Origin of the sequence: Arthrobacter ramosus (assembly GCF_039535095.1) — a bacterium.
GTDB classification, from domain to species: Bacteria; Actinomycetota; Actinomycetes; order Actinomycetales; family Micrococcaceae; genus Arthrobacter; species Arthrobacter ramosus.
In genome coordinates, this window is record NZ_BAAAWN010000001.1 from 2,835,923 (window position 1) to 2,854,115 (window position 18,193).

Consider the following 18,193-nt stretch of genomic DNA (forward strand, 5'->3'; position numbering starts at 1 on the left):
ACTTGTCGTCGTCCCCCCATTGAAACTTTCCCGATGCAAGCGCTAGCTAGACGCAGCGCGCCAGAGCCAGGTGCCCGTTTGCAGGAGAACGCCATGCCCCTGCAATGATGTAGGGATGAGCCTCCTCGACGACATCATTAGCGGCGCGACGGACGACAGCGTCACCACGAGCAACCTTCTTCGCAAGGTCCAGATCGTTGGCCACTACGTCGAAGCCGAGAAGATCACCGGGTGGGTGAAGGGCGAGTTGAACGGGTATCTCCTCGGCCCGCTGCCTGCTTACCGGGCAAAGCTTGGCACCCCCGTCATGGGCCTGTGGACCGGACCATTCGGAACATCAGCAACTCAACCCGTCAGCTCATCAGGTGTGCCGACAGAAGCCGCAGATCCCCTTTTCACAACAAATCTGCACCAGTCGCTCGCCGAACTGGAAGACCTTGCTGGGCTTCCGAGCGACCCGGGAGTGTCATGGGATCCGCAGCATGTCGCGATGTATAACGTGTGGATCGAAGAGGGGAAAGTCCCACATATAGAGATGATGGGCCTTCTCAGCGCGCAGCGCGTTGTCACGCGTGCGGCATTGAGGGGAGTCATTAACACGGTCCGAAACACCGCCCTCGACTTCGCTCTGAACCTCCAAACTACCGATCCGGCGGCGGGCACGCTAGACGGTCCAACCGTGGCCGAGCCCCAGATTGCGCAGTCCATCTACCTTGTAACCAACCATATCTATGGCGACGGGGCCACCGTCGCGCACGGCGACAACACCACTCAGACCACCCACCTCAACAAGGGAGACATTGACGGCTTCATTCGGGCCGTCCGCGCGCTCGGCGTCGGCGATGCCATAATCACCGAGCTGCAAGGTGCCGCGGGCGCCGAGGAAGCTGAGAGGCCCTCGAAGCTGAAGGCTGTCATGGATCGCATCAGATCAGGTGCCCTGGCGCTCGGCACCAAGGTCTCCGCAGAGGTTGCGACAAGCCAAATCGATCAGCTGATCCAGCACTTCCTCGGGCAAAATCAGTAGAAATGAAGGGTGTGGCTTTGGGTATGGAAGACTGCCCAATTGAGGTGATCATCCCACTTCCCCGGATACGTCGAGGACAAGGGATTGCAGATCAGCCATGGGATGGGATTACCTTATGCCTTGAAGCGAATCAGCCCGAGCTCTCTCGAGTGGCGGACGAGCCTGCTAGTAGCCGGCGGAGGCCGCGAGTTTAGACCTCACGCGCGCGGACAGTCCGCTGCCTGGATCGATCGCGGCTGCGAGCAACCCGTCAAGCGTGCCGAACACCGGGCCAACGACGCCGCCGTCCTTTCGCCGATCGCGGCGCGCCCGGCAGCACGTCGGAGGCGTCGCTGCGCAGCGTGGCGTCGTCGGAGTACTGCTCGGGCAAGCCATATGCCTCTCAGAATCCTTTCACGAGCACCCGCTCGCTAGGTCAAGCAGCCAAAAAGACCCGATGCATTCCCCCATGGAGGTCCGTAGCGCCGAGCCCGGCCGTGCATTGACGGCATGTACGTCGACGGCTCAGGGGCGGAACACTATAGGCACTTCCATAAAGCAGACGTAAGTGTGGACACTGTCCACACCCCCTTTGGCAGGACAAAGCGGACAGGCGCAGCCCCCTTGCCACCGTGAGTAGCCCTCGAAATAAGCTTCAGGGCCAAAGCCGGTTTCATCATGTTGTACCCGGAACCCCGAACCATGAACTGGTGTTGGCCATCCACGACCAACCCGACAGAACCGGACGAGGAACCGCACGCTTCGTCGGATGCTCTCCGAGCGCTGGCGGCCAGGCTCTGTCATGCGGATCATCGAGGCGGACCTGCACGCGGTGGGTGGTGCGATACTGAGGTCAGTCGAGAGGAGCTATACGTGGCAACGAGGCAGGTGAAGGGTGAATCGATGCGGGAGCTCACCCTGGCAATTGGCTCAGCACACCTACCCTTGGCCTCCGACGAGCAGGCTCAAGGCTGATGGCATGGGGCATCGGCGAGCAGGTGATCCTTGCCGAGTGGCTGTTTGTGGAGACCGTCGACGATATCCGCCGCAGGTGCCAGGACCCGGCGATGCAGACGCGGTACGAGCTGTCGGGCATCGCGCCAATGCTGCGCAAGCTCGTGATCGATGACGCGCCGCTGCTCCATACGGTTCGTGCCGCGAGGCGAGAGGTGCCGGTGGATTTCCGCATCCATTCGTGGAACGACCTGGAGGACAGACTTGCGGGCAACGGCTTGACGCGCTATTTCGGGATCGGAGACGAGAGAATCGTCGGCGACCCGGACCCGTCGCCGTTGACCCTCAAGCAATTTCTCAGGACCGTCATCGGCGTTGCCGAAGGCAACGATCTCACGGTAAAGAGCGTGATCCGCTACTACTCGCACGTCGAGGGCGGAGTTCATTTCGGCATACCGAAGGAGCCCGGCGAGCCAACCTTGAGCACCATGTCCCCGACGCTCTTGGGGCACTCGACGGGCCAGGTTCAGATCCTCGGCCACCTCGGGCAGATCGTCGCCGATGCGCTGGAGCCATTGCGCCGTTCAATTCTCTCCCAGCCGACGATTCACAAGCTGTGGCATTCCAAAGACGACCGAGGACTGTTCCTCAACCACTGGACTACGGAGTACCTCGAACGTACGAGCGCGGGGTAGCGCTGACGTGCCTCTAGAGGCACGAAATGGGTCGTCCCCTATCGACTGCGTTCTGCTATGACCCCACCATCGTGAAGCCCGAGGAGGTCACCGAGCTCATCAACTTCCTCCTTGCCTGACCCTGGTCCCTGACCAGTAACGAGGTCCTCCTTCGCCACGCAGTGGAGTCCACGCCCCCACGGCGACGTCCGGGCGCAGATGCGATTCATCGAAGCCGAGGCATGGGCGTCGGAGGTGAGCACCATCCGCTCCGAGGTTTGTTGGCCGCCGGTCAGGTGTTGGGAAAAGCTCGGTGGCTTTCGAACTGCATGCCCAGCTCACTGCCATAAAGGTCAAACACTGTGTGATCGAAGGCGACAACCTAGACCTGGCCTTCCCTCAACCGCGGGAGCACAATCTTGCAGAGCGGCATCTTGCCGCGATCTGGGCAAACTACCGTGCTCTCGGCTACCGGCGAATGATTTACACGAACACGGTCAGCGTCCGATTCACACAGGAATTAGCAGCGCCACGGGAGACAGTCCCCTTATCACTGCGGTACTGCTGACCGCAGACGACGAGACGGCCTGAGCCAGGCTTCTCCGGCGGACCCAGGGCAGCGACCTTCAGGAACATCTTGACCGTAGCAATGCTGCCGCCAGAGAACTTGAACTCCTCACTGGGCCGCATGGTGCAGGAGGAAGCACCGCCACCGGTGGGGAAGGGTGGTGGCGGTGCTTCTTGCGGGTCAGCCGAGCGAGGCAGCTGCTGTCCTGATCACGTCGGCGACCACCTTGGGACGTGACGCATATATGGCATGGTTTCCCGGTGTCTCGCTGATTGTTGCGCCGATGCGCTCCGCCATGCTGGTCTGAGCGACCGGCGGGATCATTTTGTCCTCTGTGACGTGGAGATACCAGCTGGGCTTTACGCGCCAGGCGGCTGAGGAAATGATTCCGCCGACCGCTTCAAGGCCCCACGGGACCTGCGAGTCGGCCAGGAATGCCCCTTCCGCAGGAGTGACGTCGGCGGCGAAGGACTCATAGAACTTATCGCGGTCGAGGAAGAGGTATCCGTCGACGGGCGGCAGAATGGGTGGCTGCGGACCGTCGGTCGGGAACGTTTCGAGCAAGGAGTTCACGGACTCGCCCTGGTCCGGTGCGAACGCAGTGATGTAGACGAGCGCCATTACCTTTTCGTGATTGCCCGCTTCGGTGATGACGGCTCCGCCGTACGAATGACCCACAAGCACGACAGGCCCATTTGCCTCGTCGAGGACCTGCCGGGTGATTGACACGTCGTCAGCCAGGGACTTGGTAGGGTTCTGCACTACGCGCACACCGAAGCCATCCGCGGTGAGGTCGTCGTACACTTCCCGCCAGCCTGACCCGTCGACGAATCCGCCGTGAACGAGAACGATCGTTGGTTTCATGGTTTTCTCCTAACTGTGGTGGACAGGAACAACGCTAGACTTCCGGTCGCGCGTCGTCATCCGTCAGTAGAAAATCGGTCTCGGACAAGACCGGGTGATGCAAGCCCGCTCGCGTCGAATTCGACCCGGCCGCGTTCGTCCACACCAAGGGCCATACATCCTGACGCTTGTGGAACACGGAGCCAAAACAGACTCCCCGCGCCGGAGCCCATGGTCCGACAAAGAAAAAGCCCATGCGAAACAGCACAGTTACCCAGCCCCCATGCGAAGGAACGCGCTTCAAGCAACCGCTCAGGGCGAAACGACCCATTTCTGATGAATACGCTGGAAATACCTTTGGCGCGGGGACTTCGTCGAGCTGTGCCGCGAGGATCGTGAAATAGCCACGGGCTGGGTCGATGACGTAAACCCTGACGGCAGGGTCGTCTGGATCTATCTAACAAGAGGAAGAGGCCGCGTTATGATTCAGCGCACAGTTTTTCGTGACTCTGTGTCGAGTCCGCTTTGGCTGCGACGAGCGGTCTAAGCCCGCCACCACAGAAGAGCGATGCCCGGACCTCCGACTCATCCAGTGCCGCCGGTTCTGCCTGCCGGTGATCGGGTCACTGGTCTGCATGGAGGAGGCTCCGCCAATTGGGCGGGACCAGACCGGCAGGGCCGGGCGCGGGCTGAGACAGCGGACGATGGTTCGGGGGTTCGAGCTCCCGCCTGAGAGCTGGCCGGTTAGTGGCGAAGTTCCAAAACCAATCTTCTCCGGGTTCGAAAGAACGCATGATGGGATGGCCGGATTCTTCTGCATGCCGTCTCGCGTGCTGCGATGGTGAACTGTCGCAACATCCGATGTTGCCGCATTGAGCGCAGCGCCGAAGATGAAGCCACCAGCCGCCGGTCTCACCACAGGCTCGGCACCCTGTCCCGCTCGGCTTGGCTCACGGGTCGATGTGGGCTTGTTCGCTCGGCGGCGAACGGTGCCGGTGCTGTCCACCGGCCATCCGGAGTGCGCAGGCATAAAAGGGACCGCAAAGTCGCGAGCTACAGCCAGAATCTAGCCGGATTGACTGGTCAGGGGTTGAGCTGCCGATTCTCGGTTGGATTCATCAGCTAATCGTGGAATCCGATTGAGGCATGGACTGATTGGACGGCGCTCGCTCCTTCTCCGACGGCTGCCGCGACGCGTTTCATCGAGCCTTTGCGGACGTCGCCCGCGGCGAATACCCCAGGGATGCTGGTTTCGAAGGGGAGCGGACGTCGCCCGAGAGCCGACCAGCTTCCACCGAGTTCCGACGGGTCCAGGTCCGAGTCGGTGAGGATAAAACCTTCGTTGTCGAGCGCGAGTCCTTTCAGCCAGGTGGTCGCGGGAACTTCGCCGATGAAGCAGAAGAGTCCTGCGCACTCGACAACGGTGCGGATTCCCGATTCTCGGTCGGTCAGCTCAACAGCGTCGAGATGCGTTTGGCCGTGGAGGCCCGACACCTCAGTCGCGGTGTGGACGGAGACCAGCGGTTCTGCGGTCAACCGGTCAATTAGGTAGCTGGACATGTTTGCTGCGAGATGAGCGCCGCGGACGACGAGGTTGACGGCGTTTCCGCGTGACGCGAGATACAGCGAGGCCTGGCCTGCCGAGTTCGCGCCTCCGACAACGGTGACCGGCTGACCGGCACACCATTTGGCTTCGAGCTCGGTTGCAGCGTAGTAGATTCCGGCCCCTTGGAATTTCTCCCAGTGCGTCAGGGGAAGTGATCTGTACCGGGCGCCGGTTGCGATGATCACGGCGCGGCTTTCGACGCTGGTGCCGTCGGTCAGCGAGAGACGGATCATGCCGGTGTCAACGTCAAGTGCCGTGACCCCGCACGGTGCTGAGAGCTGAGCACCGAACTTAAGTGCCTGCACAATCGCTTTCCCTGTCAGGTCCGTCCCGCTTATGCCAGTTGGGAAACCGAGATAGTTCTCGATTCGCGAACTTGCCGCAGCTTGTCCACCAGGACCGACCATGTCCAGCAGGACAGTTGCCAGCCCCTCAGATGCGCCGTAGACGGCCGCCGCAAGGCCCGCGGGGCCTGCGCCAATCACTGCCAGATCCACCTTTTGGTCGACCGCTCGACGGTAGGAGAGCCCGAGTTCGTGAGCCATGACCTCTGCAGTCGCCCGTCGCATCACCTTGTCGGGAGTGATCACGACCGGGAGGTCCCCGGCTTCGACCGCCGCGGCCCGCATGAGCGCCTGACCTGCGACGGAATCGGCCTCAAACCAGAGATGGGTAAGTCGTAAGCGCGCCGCGAATGTCCGGAGTTCCAATGAAGATGCCGAGAGGCGGCTCCCCACGATTTCGATGACACGGGCAGCTGCGTTGTTGCGAAGGAGCTCTCTTCGGGCGAGAAAGGCGAGCAACAGAATATCGGAAAGCTCCGCGTCCTCAGCCATCAGTCGACGAAATTGGGTCTGTGGAATCCGATGGATTCGTCCGGCTTGCACGACCAGCCCGGTGAGGTACACGGATTGACCGGTGAGCAAGCCTAACTCGCCGATGAAACGGCCCGGGCCATGGCTGACCACGACCTCCTCAGGTGCATCGTGGGTGGCGCCTCGAATCAGATCCACCGTGCCCCGCTCAATGACGATGAGATCGTATGTTTCGTCGCCTGCCCGGAACACGGTGTCACCGACGGCGACGTCTTGCACGACGGCATAACTTCGGAGGCGTCTGATCTGCTCGGCAGAAAGAACCGGGTAGGCGGCACTTGTGTTCGCGTCGGCAGGGCCTTTTTTGGGCATCGGGATCCATCCTCGGTGGCTCTGCCGATCCCCGCGGACCGGGGGGACGACCGCTAACGATGGTGCGGGGGAGGTTTCGTACTGTCCGCGACGGCGGGGCTACGCAGCACCGGCTGCTGCTTTGATGAAAGGGGCGGAGAGTACAGGGTCGCCGGTAGCGATTGCAGGAGACAAACTTGGCTCGTCCTGAAGCATTGCTGAAAGCCGCTGGCGGCTCGGTCTCAACTCAATTTCATCGATAAACGACTGCGCAATCAGCGAGAATTCGCTCCGTGCGTATGCCGCCAGCTCTCGAACGAACGGGTCTTTCAGAGGGCGGACTGCCGCGTCGAGACCGTCGTGCACGAAATACTCCGGTAAAAGTATGGCTCCAAACCCGGAGGCAGCCAGTCGTGCCCCGGTCTCTAGCTGTGACGTTTCAACAGCGCCGCGCGGCTTGAACCCTGCTGTTAGGCAAAGAGCGTCGGTCATCTCGCGTAGGTCGTGATCCGCAGGAAATTGGACCCACGGTCGGTCGGCCAGGTCCTCAAGTGCGACGATGGGTGTTGAGGCCAATGGGTCATTCGGAGGCAGGACAACTACAAATTCCTCTATTCCCAGCGAGACGACAGGCCCGTTCCAATTAGCAGGCATTGGACCAATCGCTATGTCTCCAGTGCCACCCTCGACTTCCCTGCGTAGTGTGTCGCATCGGCCATACTCGTGGAGTCGAACGCGCACGTCTGGATACTGTGGCCGCCAACGAGAAAAAGCCTGAGGCATGATTCCGCCGCCGATCGAGGTTACGGTTGCGATCTCCAAGTCGCCTGCCTCTCCTCGCACCGCGTTCAACGCTGATCGCTGCGCTTGACGGGAGAGACGCAGGACCGCTTTCGCGTGGGGCAGATACGCGCGGCCGGCCTCTGTTAGTACCACGGATCGCGGGAGCCTCTCGATGAGTTGCGTTCCGATTTCTCGTTCGAGTTGCTGTACCTGTTGGGACAGCCCAGGTTGGGTGACATTCAGGGACTCGGCCGCTCTCGAGAACGACCCAAGCTCAGCAACGCCGACGAAGTACTCCATTTGTCTGAGGGTCATCCTTAATGCTGCGGAGGGCCGTGTTTGTAAGTCAAGGATTTTTTTCCTGTCTGGGATCAATATCGTCTTTGCCAGCGATAGAGGACTTTTATCGCCGGAAGCTTGATTGCTGCCTAGGCTCGGGCTTCAAATTAAGTCACGCCATTTGAGCATGAATCGGAGAGATCCGAACCCACGCCGCGACGCAGCGACGGCGGTCGGGCTCTTCGCAGGCGCCCTGGCAAATATCAGTGCTCACGCTCCAGTGTTTTGCGAGTAACACCGCCGCGATGAAGCCGCACCTGACACAGAGAAGAGAGTCCGCATGGCAATCACGCATCACGAAACGCTCACCGACGAGTCGATTAGAGAATTCAAGATCGACATCCCGCAATCCGAACTCGATGATCTTCGCACGCGCCTGCGCCTCACGCGGTGGCCCGAGAAGGAGCCGGTCGATGACTGGTCTCAGGGGGTTCCGCTGGAGAATGCCAAACGTCTGATCGAGTACTGGATGAACGACTACGACTGGCGACCAGTCGAGAAGCTTTTGAACTCGTATCCTCAGTTTGTGACGACGATCGACGGTTTGGGGATTCACTTCCTGCATATCAAGTCCCCGCACGCCGACGCTCTGCCCATGATCATGACGCACGGGTGGCCGGGATCGGTTCTCGAGTTCATGAAAGTGATCGGCCCGTTGGTCGATCCCACTAGCCACGGTGGGAAGGCATCAGACGCTTTCCACCTGGTGATTCCGTCGTTGCCTGGTCACGGATTTTCAGAGAAACCCACATCCGACGGGTGGGGCGCAGAGCAGACGGCGAAAGCCTGGGGCGTGCTGATGTCCAGACTCGGCTACGATCGCTGGGTCGCATCGGGTGGCGACTGGGGATCGACCGTCGTGCACTGGCTCGCGTTGCAGCGCCCGGAGGGGCTGCTCGCGGGACACTCCAACTGGCCGCTGGTCTTCCCGAAGGAGGCCCCGGCCCAGCCGACCCCCGAGGAGAAGGCTGCGTTCGACGACGTCGGCCGTTTCGTCTCGAACGTGGCTGGCTATCATCACGAACAGGCCACGCGGCCGCAGACTCTGGGTTACGCCCTCGCAGATTCTCCTGTAGGTCAGGCGATCTGGATCTTTGAGAAATTTAACGAGTGGAGTGACAACCCGGGTGTGCTCTCGCATAGCTGGGGTGGCGAAGAATGGCAGCCAAACGATGGTTCCGTGTTCGACGTCTTCCCCATCGACGAGATCCTCGATGGGATCACGCTGTACTGGCTCACCAACTCTGGAGCCTCATCAGGACGGTACTACTGGGAGAATGCTCGCGGCACCGTCGGGACCGACCTCGCATTCGGACGGTTGGAGCTGCCGATGTCGGGAACAGTGTTTCCCAAAGATATGTACCGGGCCCCGCGCAGCTGGGCTGAGGAGTCGTGGCCTAACCTCGTTCACTGGGGGATCGCTGAGAGGGGCGGTCACTTCGCGGCCTGGGAACAGCCGGACATCATCGTGAGTGAACTAACGAAGTCCTTCGGACCCCAGTTCCGCTAGCCCACCCCATCGATAACCGTGCCGGGCTGTGTTCGACCACGAACGCAGCCCGGCATTCTAGAATCTCCGAAGGCAACCGGAATGAATCGCAGGATCTTTGGGCGAGGGTCAATGAGCGTGGGTCAGTTCTGGTTTCCGGCCGGCTTGCGGTGCCCGGATGGTTGCCGCCGCGGTCCCGAATGTGAGCTGAGACCGGTGGTGGCCCGGTGGTGACAGACGGCCGGAGGCCGTCGGGGCGGTAGGCGGGAGCAGGCGGGTGCCCGGTTCTTGTCTCAGGCTCCGGCGGTTGCTGAGCAACGCAGGTAGTGGGGCGGGCGGAACGCCGCCAATGGCCGTCAGGGCGTGTCTCCTAAATCGGGGGTTGGCTAGCTGGAATGCTTGAGGGGTGTCGCGAACATCTGTTTTGAGTGATGATCAGTGGTCCCGGATCGAGCCTCTTCTGCCGCGTTGGCGTCCAACGCCCGGTATCCGCCGCAAAGACTCGAGAGAAGAGCGCGCAGTCGTGGACTGTCTGGAGCGCGGTCATCATGTCGGGGAACTCGAGGGCGGGGGTGATCCCGTCGAGCAGACCGGGATAGTTGTTGGCGATGCTGAGTTGCATCATCGCGCCGCCGGATCCACCGCCGGAGACGACCCTGGTGAGGTTTCCGTACTCGGTGGAGACCGATGCCGGGTACTGGTGGGAACTATCCATGCGCTAGATCGAGATCTCCCGCACCCGGGTCTTCGACGCACCCCGGCACGCCCGCGCCTTCTTCGAATCGCTCGTGGCGACAACCTCGATATCGGCCGCCCCGAAACCGTCGAGCTGCGGTTCACCGGATATGCCCCCCAACTGCCGCCGCGCGCGTCCGATCGTGAACCGGACCCTGCAAAACGAAGATCGTCACCCGAGACACCTTGGTGACCGTGAACGTGTTCTTCAAGCACTCCCGCATCAAGAAATACCTCAAGGCGCGGCCGGGCGCTGCGGATTTAGACTGTCGTCATTCCCGAGAGACCTGCAATGCCTCCGACGCCTGGAACATCTGGACGAGTTGCAGGAGAAAGCCCGTGACATCAATGCCAGGCTGCTCGATAATGAACGTGTCGGGCAGGGTTGTGTCCTTGTGAGCCCTTGAGCGGGTCGCGCAGCCCACCCACACCGAGGATGGCAGGAGGGCCCCGGCCTTGCGGTTCGGCTCCCTCGGATTCACCCATCGGAGCCTGCGTGCCCGGGTGACCCATCTGCTGGGCGCCGGTTACAGCACCAACCAAATGAGCTACGACCTGGCCCGGCTGCGTCGCACCTGGCTCATCGAGCGCGAGGCACACAACAACACCTACACCCTCACGCCCGACGGCCAACGCGTGGCACTGTTCTACACCAAGGTCCATAACCGTTTGCTGCGTCCACTATTGGCAGTCGACAAACCACCGCACCGGCGCCACTGCGCAAGGCACTGGCAACCATCGACCGGTACATCCGCAGCTATATCGAAGACGCCACGGCTGGGAAACACTGCCTGAAAACTCAAGACAAACCTCAAAGTTCTGACCCCCAAGGAACGCTAGCCCACAAGGAAGGCCAGCCCGATCCCTCGTGCGGTTCGGGCTGACCCTCGAGTTGCCGAGGTGCGGACTATGCGGCCGCTCGGACCGTCGGCGGCTGCGTGCGCCACAGCCGGTAGGAGCCAAATTCGATATCGCTGAGAAGATCGGGGCCAATCGGGTCCCAGCCGAGTTCGTTGCGGGCCTTTGACGAGTCGACGCGACTGTTCGATCCCAGCGCGCTGACCCAAACGCTATTGCCGAGAATTCGTTCCGCTTCTACATCGTCAGTGAATGACCGGGCAGGCACGTCGACGAGACGCCCGATGGACTCCGCGATCGACTTGAGATCCATCTCGTCGGCAGCGATATTATACACGCTGCCGGCAGATGCCTTCTCAAGGGCGAGGGCGTAAACCTGGCCCAGGTCCTCGACGAAAACATTCCCGTATCGATTCAGTCCGGGGCCAGTGTAGCCACTGACGCCGTGTCGCAACGCTGCGCGCAGGAGTGATGGGAGCTGCTCGCTTGCCCCATACCCGTAGATCATCGACGGCCGGATGATAATGCTGCGTACGCCGTCCTCGGCGGCCGCGATGGTCTCCGCGTCGCTATCGAATCTCGAGGCGAGGAGCGCGACGGGAGGGTACCCGTCGTCCTCGGTGTGCAACACGTTGCTCGGTTGTCCTTTGGACAAATCACTGTATATGGCTGAACCACTGGTGCGGATGTAGGTCCGTCCGGACCCGCGGAGCGTGCTGAGGAATGCGGTGGTCGAGGCGGAGTGGTCGGCGCTCGCCGTCTCGATAACTGCGTCAACGTTACTTGTCGCAGAAATCAACGATTGAGTGTCATTGAGGTCGGCGTAAACGGTTTCAAGGCCGCGCGCCCGCAGAGTCTTGGCGGCGACCTCGCCTCGTGCCCCGCCCAGCACCTCGTGTCCCGCGTCGAGTAACCCTCGAACGACAGCGCGCCCGATGTAGCCGCTCGCTCCATTAACTAGTACCTTCATGTGTTCTCCTTTAGTCACCGCGTAGAAGCGTTTGTGAGTGTTTCCGGTGTACGACGACGGTTCCGGTCGTTCACCATGCAGATCTTGACCTTGACCGAGCGAAATGCCTGCCTATACGTACTGCTCGAGGTTGGCCGACTCGAGGATGTGTTCAGCAATCGCGAGACTTGAGGTCGCAGCAGGGGAAGGCGCGTTACGGACGAACAAGATGCGTCCGGCTTGCTCGAATACGAAGTCGTCAATCAGCTCGCCCTTGCGGCCCAGCCCCTGCGCCCGCACGCCGGCGGCGTCGCGTGTAAGGTCGCCTGCCGAGAGGTCGGGCAAATAGCGCCGTACCTGTTTGAGATAGGCCCGCTTCCAGAAGGACGTCGCCATCTCCACGGCTCCCATCCTCCAGTTGTCCTTGGCGAGGTACCAGAATCCTGGCCAAGTAAGAGTGCGCGCCAGCGACGGGATACTGATGTCCGACTTGCGGTAGCCCTCGATTGCGAACGCGAGCACCGCGTTGGGCCCAACGTGAACCTCGTCGTCGACTCCTCGAGTGAGGTGGACGCCAAGAAAGGGGTACGCCGGGTCCGGGACTGGGTACACCATGCCGTTGATCTTGGTTGCGGCGGCCGTCGAGAGCTTGAAGTATTCGCCACGGAACGGAATCATCCGCATCTCATCGGTGCGACCGGCGAGGCGCATGAGATGGTCGCCGTGCAGTCCGGCACACACGATGACCGAGTCGAAATTGAATGACTCACTGTTGGTGCGAATCTGGACACCCATTGAGGTCTCGCTAATGCCCTCCACCTCGGCACTGAGTCTCACTTCACCGCCGGCCGCCGTGACGCGACGCGCCAACGCTTGGCTGATCGCTACGTAATCGACAGAAGCGGTGTGTGGCGAATAGACACCGTCGATCGCGGTGATGTGTGGCTCTATCTCCGCAATTCGCTCTCGGGAGACCCGTTGGAGGTCCGGCACTCCATTCGCCAGCGCGCGCCGCTCGATCTCGTCGAGTTCGGGTAGCTCATGTTGTTCGGTCGCGACGATCAGTTTGCCGAGCTCGAGGTACTGCAAGCCTTCTTCGTCGCAGAAGGCTTGCAGTAGCTCCCTGCCCTTGAGTGTCAGCTGCGCTTTGAGCGAACCTGGCTTGTAGTACAAGCCGGCATGAACGACTCCGCTGTTGTGGCCGGTCTGGTGTTGCGCGACCGACGACTCTTTCTCGAAGACGATGACTTTGACACCAGGATATGTGCGGCAAACTCGTTCTGCGACGGCAAGGCCGACGATACCTCCGCCGATAACGGCGACCGTCTTTTGCTTTACCGCCTTGCCGCGCGCGGCGGGTTCGGTCATCATGCGCCAGTTCGCGAATGGGAGCCGAAGGACGGCCGTTTCAATTGGCTCGGGAGAAAATCACGGGTCATTAACTTGAATTCCTTGCTTGAATGTCTGTCGGTATCGATTTTTCTTCGAAGGTTGCCTTTACGCGAATGTGAAACTCGGCAGGCCGGCGGCAACTTCGCGCTCAGTAGCATCGAAGTAGTTATTGGCCCCACCCAGGTAAACGTTCACGTGGCGCTCCTCCCCTGGCACGAGGGGGCCCGCCATCCAGGTGCTCGCGGTGCTCGTGGCGAGCACCGTTGAGGCGAAGACGCCGGAGGTGATGTCGTTCCAATTTTCTTGCGCGTCGCCGGACACCTCGACGGTGGAAGCACCGCGCTCGATCGCCTTGGCGATGACGCGGCCGATTAGATCGACGTTGTCGTCGATGCACGCGGGAAGGTTGGCCGAGGGGCTCTGCGGACCAGAGATCATGAACAGGTTCGGGAACCCGCTGACCGCCACGCCCATGAATGTGTGTGGGCCCTTGCTCCACTCATGACCAAGCGTCACTCCATTTATGCCGTGTACGTCTAGATTCAGCAAGCCGCCAGTGATTGCGTCGAAGCCCGTCGCGAAAATGACATCATCGAGGCGGTATTCGACATCGCCCGCGACCAGGCCGCTCTCCGTGAAATGGCGGAGCGGGTCGGCCCGCAGGTTGACCAGTTTGACGTTCGGGCGGTTGTACGTCTCGTAATACCCGTGCCCGACCGGCGGGCGCTTGCCGTTGAACGGATAGTCGCGAGGAGAGAGCATCTCTGCGACCTCGGGGTCCTTGACAATCTCGCGGATTTTCGAACGGATGAATTCGGCGGCGGAGTCGTTCACCTCTTGGCTGACCATCATGTCGTCAAAAGTGTCGAGGATGAACTTGAATCCGCCTCCCTGCCAGCCTGCCTCCCACACCTTGAGGCGTTCCGCTTCGGCCTTGTCGTGGCCGACTCGTCCCGGCGACGCAATTGCGGCGGCGAAAACCGAGTTCCGCACCAGTCGACGAATCTCGTCGTGCGACTCTTTGAGCTGCTGCGCGTGGCTTTCGCTGATGTCGAAGTTCTGGCCGGGAATCGTATAACCGGGTGTCCTCTGAAATACGGTGAGCGTTTCCACGTCGGGGGCGATGACGGGAATGAGCTGTACGCCGGACGCGCCGGTGCCAACGACCCCTACCCGGCGGCCTGTGAGATCCACGCCCTCGGCGGGCCATTCAGCAGTTACCAGGACCCTACCTGCGAAGTCTTCGCGGCCCGGGAGCTTTGGGATCTTGGGCTCGGAGAAGAACCCCATGGCGCTTATCAAATATTTGCAGGTGAAGGCGCGGCCGTCGCGAAGCGTCACGGACCACAGTTTCTTGCCGTCGTCCCATTTGGCCCCGACCACGACGGTTTCGAACTCGATACTGCGGCGAAAATCGAAACGGTCAGCTACGTGGTTGAAGTAGCGCTGCAGCTCAGCCTGAGGAACGTTGCGTTGCGACCACGTCCATTCCTGATAGAGCTCCTCAGAGAATGTGAAGCCGTAATACCAGCTCTCACTGTCGGTACGCGCGCCGGGGTACCGGTTCCAATGCCATACGCCGCCCACGCTAGGGGCGGCTTCGAAAACGTGGACATCGAGGCCCATCTCATCGCGAAGCTTGTGCAGTGCGTTGAGTCCGGCGAAGCCCGCGCCGACGATAATCGCATCGAAATGTCTTTTGCCGCTGGTCGTTCCGACTGCGGTGTCCGTTGTGGCCGAGGTGGTCAAAGGGAAGTCCTCCATGACTTTCTGGTCTCGCGTGCCGAAGAACCTTGGCTCCCGTCATCGGAAGGCTTGGGTTGTGGATTCGGCGCCGTCCCGTCGTTGGCACAGCCGAGTTGTGAACATTCAATGCTTTGGCGCCTGTGAGTGTCAACGAATCGGTAATTGCAATGATTTCTGGCTGGGATAACAAGTTTTGATTGGACGAAAACAACGGAATTGGCCCACGCTCAAGGAGGGCCAAATGCGGACCGTTGGAGTTCCGCACCAAGTCACGGCGAACACTGAAGTTCGGACCGTCCAAGCAGCACATAGGAGTGTAATGAAGCCACAGCTGAAGTCATCAGTACCTCGATTGCTCCTCTCAGCAATCGCAGTCACGAGCGTTATCGCACTGTCCGCTTGCTCGACCGAGGGAGGGTCGTCCGCCAGCTCTTCGTCTTTCGATAAGCCCTCCGAAGCGGACGCCCAGTTGGTCGCCGACTCGCACGCATTGGCGGATCTGGCCCGCGCGGGTTGGCTCGCCCCTTCAAACCTCTCCCCGTCGTCGCCTTCTGAGTTCAAAAGCTACGACAAGTGGGTGGGGCCGACCAGCGCGCCCGCTCCGTCCCACACCGCGACCGTCGTGATCATTGCGAGCACCAAGCAGTCGCCGCCGGTAAACCAGTCCGCAGACGGCATCCGGCAGGCGGCCACGGCGCTTGGTTGGAAGACCAGCGAACTTGACGGTCTCGGTACCACCACTGGATACGAGGCGGCGTTCGACACCGCACTCTCCCAGCACCCTGATGCCATCATCACGGTCGCTCTGCCAAGCCAGCAGGTCCAAGGAAAGCTTGCACAGGCAAAGAGCCAGGGCATCATCACCATTGGAGGTGCCGATGTCCCGCCGGATAAAGGGGCCGGCTCCATTCCCTACGACGCCTACGTCGAGTTCCCACAGTCAGCTCAGCTGGCACTTGTCGCATTCGAGGAAATTGCGCGGACCAACGGGCATGCCGACTCGATTGTGCTGACGGATCCGGCTTATCCGAACACCGACAACGGAACAAAGCTGTACTCCAGCATCATGGCAGGCTGTAAAGGCTGTACGACCCACAAGGGCTCGTATCTCGTGACTGACACCGGAGATGCGGGCAAGGTGACGGCCGTCATCAACGGAGCACTGGCGAACGCTCCAAAGGCGACAACTCTGGTTATCCCCTTCTCGCTCGGACTCCCGGCCGTTGTACAAGCCGTCAAGGACAGCGGTCGGAAGATTGCTATCGTCACGAAAGACGGTGACAGTCAGGGACTCTCCCTCACTTATGACAAGTCAGTTTGGGCCGTCGGCGGCTCATCAACGACTTGGCTTGGTTGGGCGAGCATCGATCAGGTGATCCGGGGTATGGCTGGAAAACCTTATCTCGTTGGGGCCGAGACCGGCCTCGGAACGGCTCTCGTCACTCAGGAAAATGCGCCCAAGGACGCATCGATCGACTCGGTACCTGGTCTCCCGAACTACCAGGCTGAGTACAAGAAGATTTGGAACGTCAAATAGTGACTCTTGTAAGCGAGGAGAAAGCCGAGCGATTCGGACCGGGTCGTCCGTTCGCTCTCGAAGTCTCCGATGTCACCAAGGTGTACGGGGGTGAGGTGGCACTGGGAGGTGTCAGCCTCACCGTCGCCCCTGGTGAGATCCATGGTCTTCTCGGCGCCAACGGCGCCGGGAAGTCCACCCTGGTGCGGCTGACTTGCGGAGCGGAGAGCACGGATGGCGGCGAGATAAGCATCTGCGGACAGCGGTTGCCTAAGTCCACCGCATCGGCCGCGGCCGCAGCGCGGGCGTTAGGTCTGAGCTACATACATCAGGACCGTGCGCTCGCGGGGGACATGTCCATCGCGGACAATATCTCCCTCACGGCGGGCTTCCCAAAGACTCGCCTCGGCCTAATCCGTGACGGCGTATCTGAACGGCGGGCGAGGTCGGCGCTCGATCGCGTGGGGATCGATCTGGACCCGCGGCAGCTCGTGAACGAGCTAACGATCGCGGAGCAGACTATGGTCGCGATTGCGCGGGCTTTGGCCGTCGATGCCAAAGTCGTATTACTCGACGAGCCGACGGCCAACCTGGGCAAGCATGAATCAACGATGCTGTACGCCCGACTTCGGCGGCTTGCCAAGGACGGCGTCGCGATGGTGCTAATCACCCACGCGATCGACGAGGCGCTTGAGCACTGCGACCGGATTACAGTCCTGCGCAATGGCCTTGTCGCGGGCTCCGCGCCGTCGAATGAATTGTCCGCGCGCGAACTAATCGGCATGATCGTCGGCGACGGCACTCCATCCGAAGGGGTGCGAGGCAACGTCAAGCCGTCCGGTGCAGTCCGACTTCGTGCTACCGGGGTCAGAACTGAGAGGTTGGGCCCAATCGACACGGACGTTCGGGCCGGCGAGATCCTCGGGATAACCGGAATGGCCGATTCGGGTCACCTGACGTTGGGTGAACTTCTCTTTGGTCAGTTAGAGCTTGAATCGGGCTCTCTCGAAGTCGACGGAGAGGACTTCATCCCTACGACGCCCGCCGCCGCGATGCGCCGGGGCATAGGTTACGTGCCAGGCGACCGCATCCGTGACGGGTTAGCGACCGACCTGACAGCCCAGGAGAACCTTTTCCTTGATCGCCCGTATCGTCCGACCAACCCTGGAGCACGCGGCGCAGCCGCCGAACGGCGGGAGGCGATGCGCATCCTGACCGAGGCTGCTGTGAAGCCGCGGGACCCGAGCGCGGCAATCGACACCCTCAGCGGTGGAAACATGCAGAAGGTGCTCATCGCAAGATGGCTGGCGAAGCAGCCCAGTCTCCTCGTGCTTAGCGAGCCAACGATCGGCGTCGACGTCGGGGCGCGAAACGAAATCTACGACCGCATTTATGCAGAAGCGGAACGTGGAGTCGGGGTGGTCGTGACTAGTAGCGACTTCGAAGAGATCGCACTTGTGTGCGACCGGGCGCTCGTCCTTCGATATGGACGCGTCGTCGGGGAACTATCGGGAGACGCGCTGACGATTCAAGCGCTCACCGACATGAGCAGCAGTAGCTGAAAAAGGA

The 18,193-nt window shown here is 61.1% G+C and carries 13 protein-coding genes and 2 pseudogenes; 6 read left to right on the forward strand and 9 right to left on the reverse strand.

The genetic code is table 11. From position 1 onward, the window contains the following. Window positions 1-115: 115 nt before the first annotated feature. Window positions 116-1,027, forward strand: a complete 912-nt coding sequence (locus ABD742_RS13160) for an AbiTii domain-containing protein (protein WP_234750466.1) — start codon at window positions 116-118, stop codon at window positions 1,025-1,027. A 168-nt stretch (window positions 1,028-1,195) separates the two neighbouring features. On the opposite strand, the pseudogene ABD742_RS13165 reads toward ABD742_RS13160, so the two are convergent. Next, window positions 1,196-1,397 (reverse strand): annotated as a pseudogene (locus ABD742_RS13165) (flap endonuclease); the annotation flags it as partial. Window positions 1,398-1,980: 583 nt separating this feature from the next. On the opposite strand from ABD742_RS13165, the gene ABD742_RS13170 reads away from it, so the two are divergent. Next, window positions 1,981-2,655: a hypothetical protein gene (locus tag ABD742_RS13170; protein ID WP_234750464.1), complete on the forward strand. Its 675-nt coding sequence runs from the start codon at window positions 1,981-1,983 to the stop codon at window positions 2,653-2,655. Between the two features lie 727 nt (window positions 2,656-3,382). Here ABD742_RS13170 and ABD742_RS13175 read toward each other — a convergent pair. The 4 genes and pseudogenes from ABD742_RS13175 to ABD742_RS13190 form a co-directional block, all read right to left on the reverse strand. Next, complete coding sequence (locus ABD742_RS13175) at window positions 3,383-4,066, reverse strand: alpha/beta fold hydrolase (protein WP_234750462.1); 684 nt, start codon at window positions 4,064-4,066, stop codon at window positions 3,383-3,385. 602 nt (window positions 4,067-4,668) lie between these two features. Then, window positions 4,669-4,962, reverse strand: a pseudogene (locus tag ABD742_RS13180) (UBP-type zinc finger domain-containing protein); the annotation flags it as partial. Between the two features lie 205 nt (window positions 4,963-5,167). Next, on the reverse strand, window positions 5,168-6,838 hold the full coding sequence (locus ABD742_RS13185) for an FAD-dependent oxidoreductase (protein WP_234750460.1): 1,671 nt from the start codon (window positions 6,836-6,838) through the stop codon (window positions 5,168-5,170). A 99-nt stretch (window positions 6,839-6,937) separates the two neighbouring features. After that, a complete protein-coding gene (locus tag ABD742_RS13190; protein WP_234750458.1) occupies window positions 6,938-7,900 on the reverse strand; it encodes a LysR family transcriptional regulator in 963 nt (320 codons plus the stop codon). Window positions 7,901-8,219: 319 nt separating this feature from the next. Here ABD742_RS13190 and ABD742_RS13195 point away from each other — a divergent pair, with 319 nt between their 5' ends. Beyond that, window positions 8,220-9,449, forward strand: a complete 1,230-nt coding sequence (locus ABD742_RS13195) for an epoxide hydrolase family protein (RefSeq protein ID WP_234750453.1) — start codon at window positions 8,220-8,222, stop codon at window positions 9,447-9,449. Between the two features lie 349 nt (window positions 9,450-9,798). Here the strand turns inward: ABD742_RS13195 and ABD742_RS13200 are convergent, their stop codons facing one another. Continuing rightward, complete coding sequence (locus ABD742_RS13200) at window positions 9,799-10,143, reverse strand: DUF6351 family protein (protein WP_234750451.1); 345 nt, start codon at window positions 10,141-10,143, stop codon at window positions 9,799-9,801. A gap of 476 nt (window positions 10,144-10,619) precedes the next feature. On the opposite strand from ABD742_RS13200, the gene ABD742_RS13205 reads away from it, so the two are divergent. Beyond that, window positions 10,620-10,958 carry a hypothetical protein gene (locus ABD742_RS13205; protein WP_234750450.1) on the forward strand — a complete coding sequence of 113 codons (339 nt, stop codon included), beginning with the start codon at window positions 10,620-10,622 and terminating at the stop codon, window positions 10,956-10,958. A 112-nt stretch (window positions 10,959-11,070) separates the two neighbouring features. On the opposite strand, the gene ABD742_RS13210 is transcribed toward ABD742_RS13205, so the two are convergent. From ABD742_RS13210 to ABD742_RS13220, 3 genes are all read right to left on the reverse strand, one after another. After that, the gene (locus tag ABD742_RS13210) at window positions 11,071-11,991 is read right to left on the reverse strand and encodes an NAD-dependent epimerase/dehydratase family protein (protein WP_234750447.1); all 921 of its coding nucleotides are present in this window, start codon (window positions 11,989-11,991) and stop codon (window positions 11,071-11,073) included. A 111-nt stretch (window positions 11,992-12,102) separates the two neighbouring features. Further along, a complete protein-coding gene (gene lhgO, locus ABD742_RS13215; protein WP_234750445.1) occupies window positions 12,103-13,341 on the reverse strand; it encodes an L-2-hydroxyglutarate oxidase in 1,239 nt (412 codons plus the stop codon). 126 nt (window positions 13,342-13,467) lie between these two features. Continuing rightward, window positions 13,468-15,111: a flavin-containing monooxygenase gene (locus ABD742_RS13220; protein WP_234750443.1), complete on the reverse strand. Its 1,644-nt coding sequence runs from the start codon at window positions 15,109-15,111 to the stop codon at window positions 13,468-13,470. A gap of 316 nt (window positions 15,112-15,427) precedes the next feature. Here ABD742_RS13220 and ABD742_RS13225 point away from each other — a divergent pair, with 316 nt between their 5' ends. Together ABD742_RS13225 and ABD742_RS13230 are read left to right on the forward strand one after the other, a co-directional pair. Further along, on the forward strand, window positions 15,428-16,645 hold the full coding sequence (locus tag ABD742_RS13225) for a sugar ABC transporter substrate-binding protein (RefSeq protein ID WP_234750439.1): 1,218 nt from the start codon (window positions 15,428-15,430) through the stop codon (window positions 16,643-16,645). Next, on the forward strand, window positions 16,645-18,186 hold the full coding sequence (locus tag ABD742_RS13230; RefSeq protein ID WP_234750437.1) for a sugar ABC transporter ATP-binding protein: 1,542 nt from the start codon (window positions 16,645-16,647) through the stop codon (window positions 18,184-18,186). The genes ABD742_RS13225 and ABD742_RS13230 overlap by 1 nt, the downstream gene beginning before the upstream one ends. Window positions 18,187-18,193 lie beyond the last annotated feature (7 nt).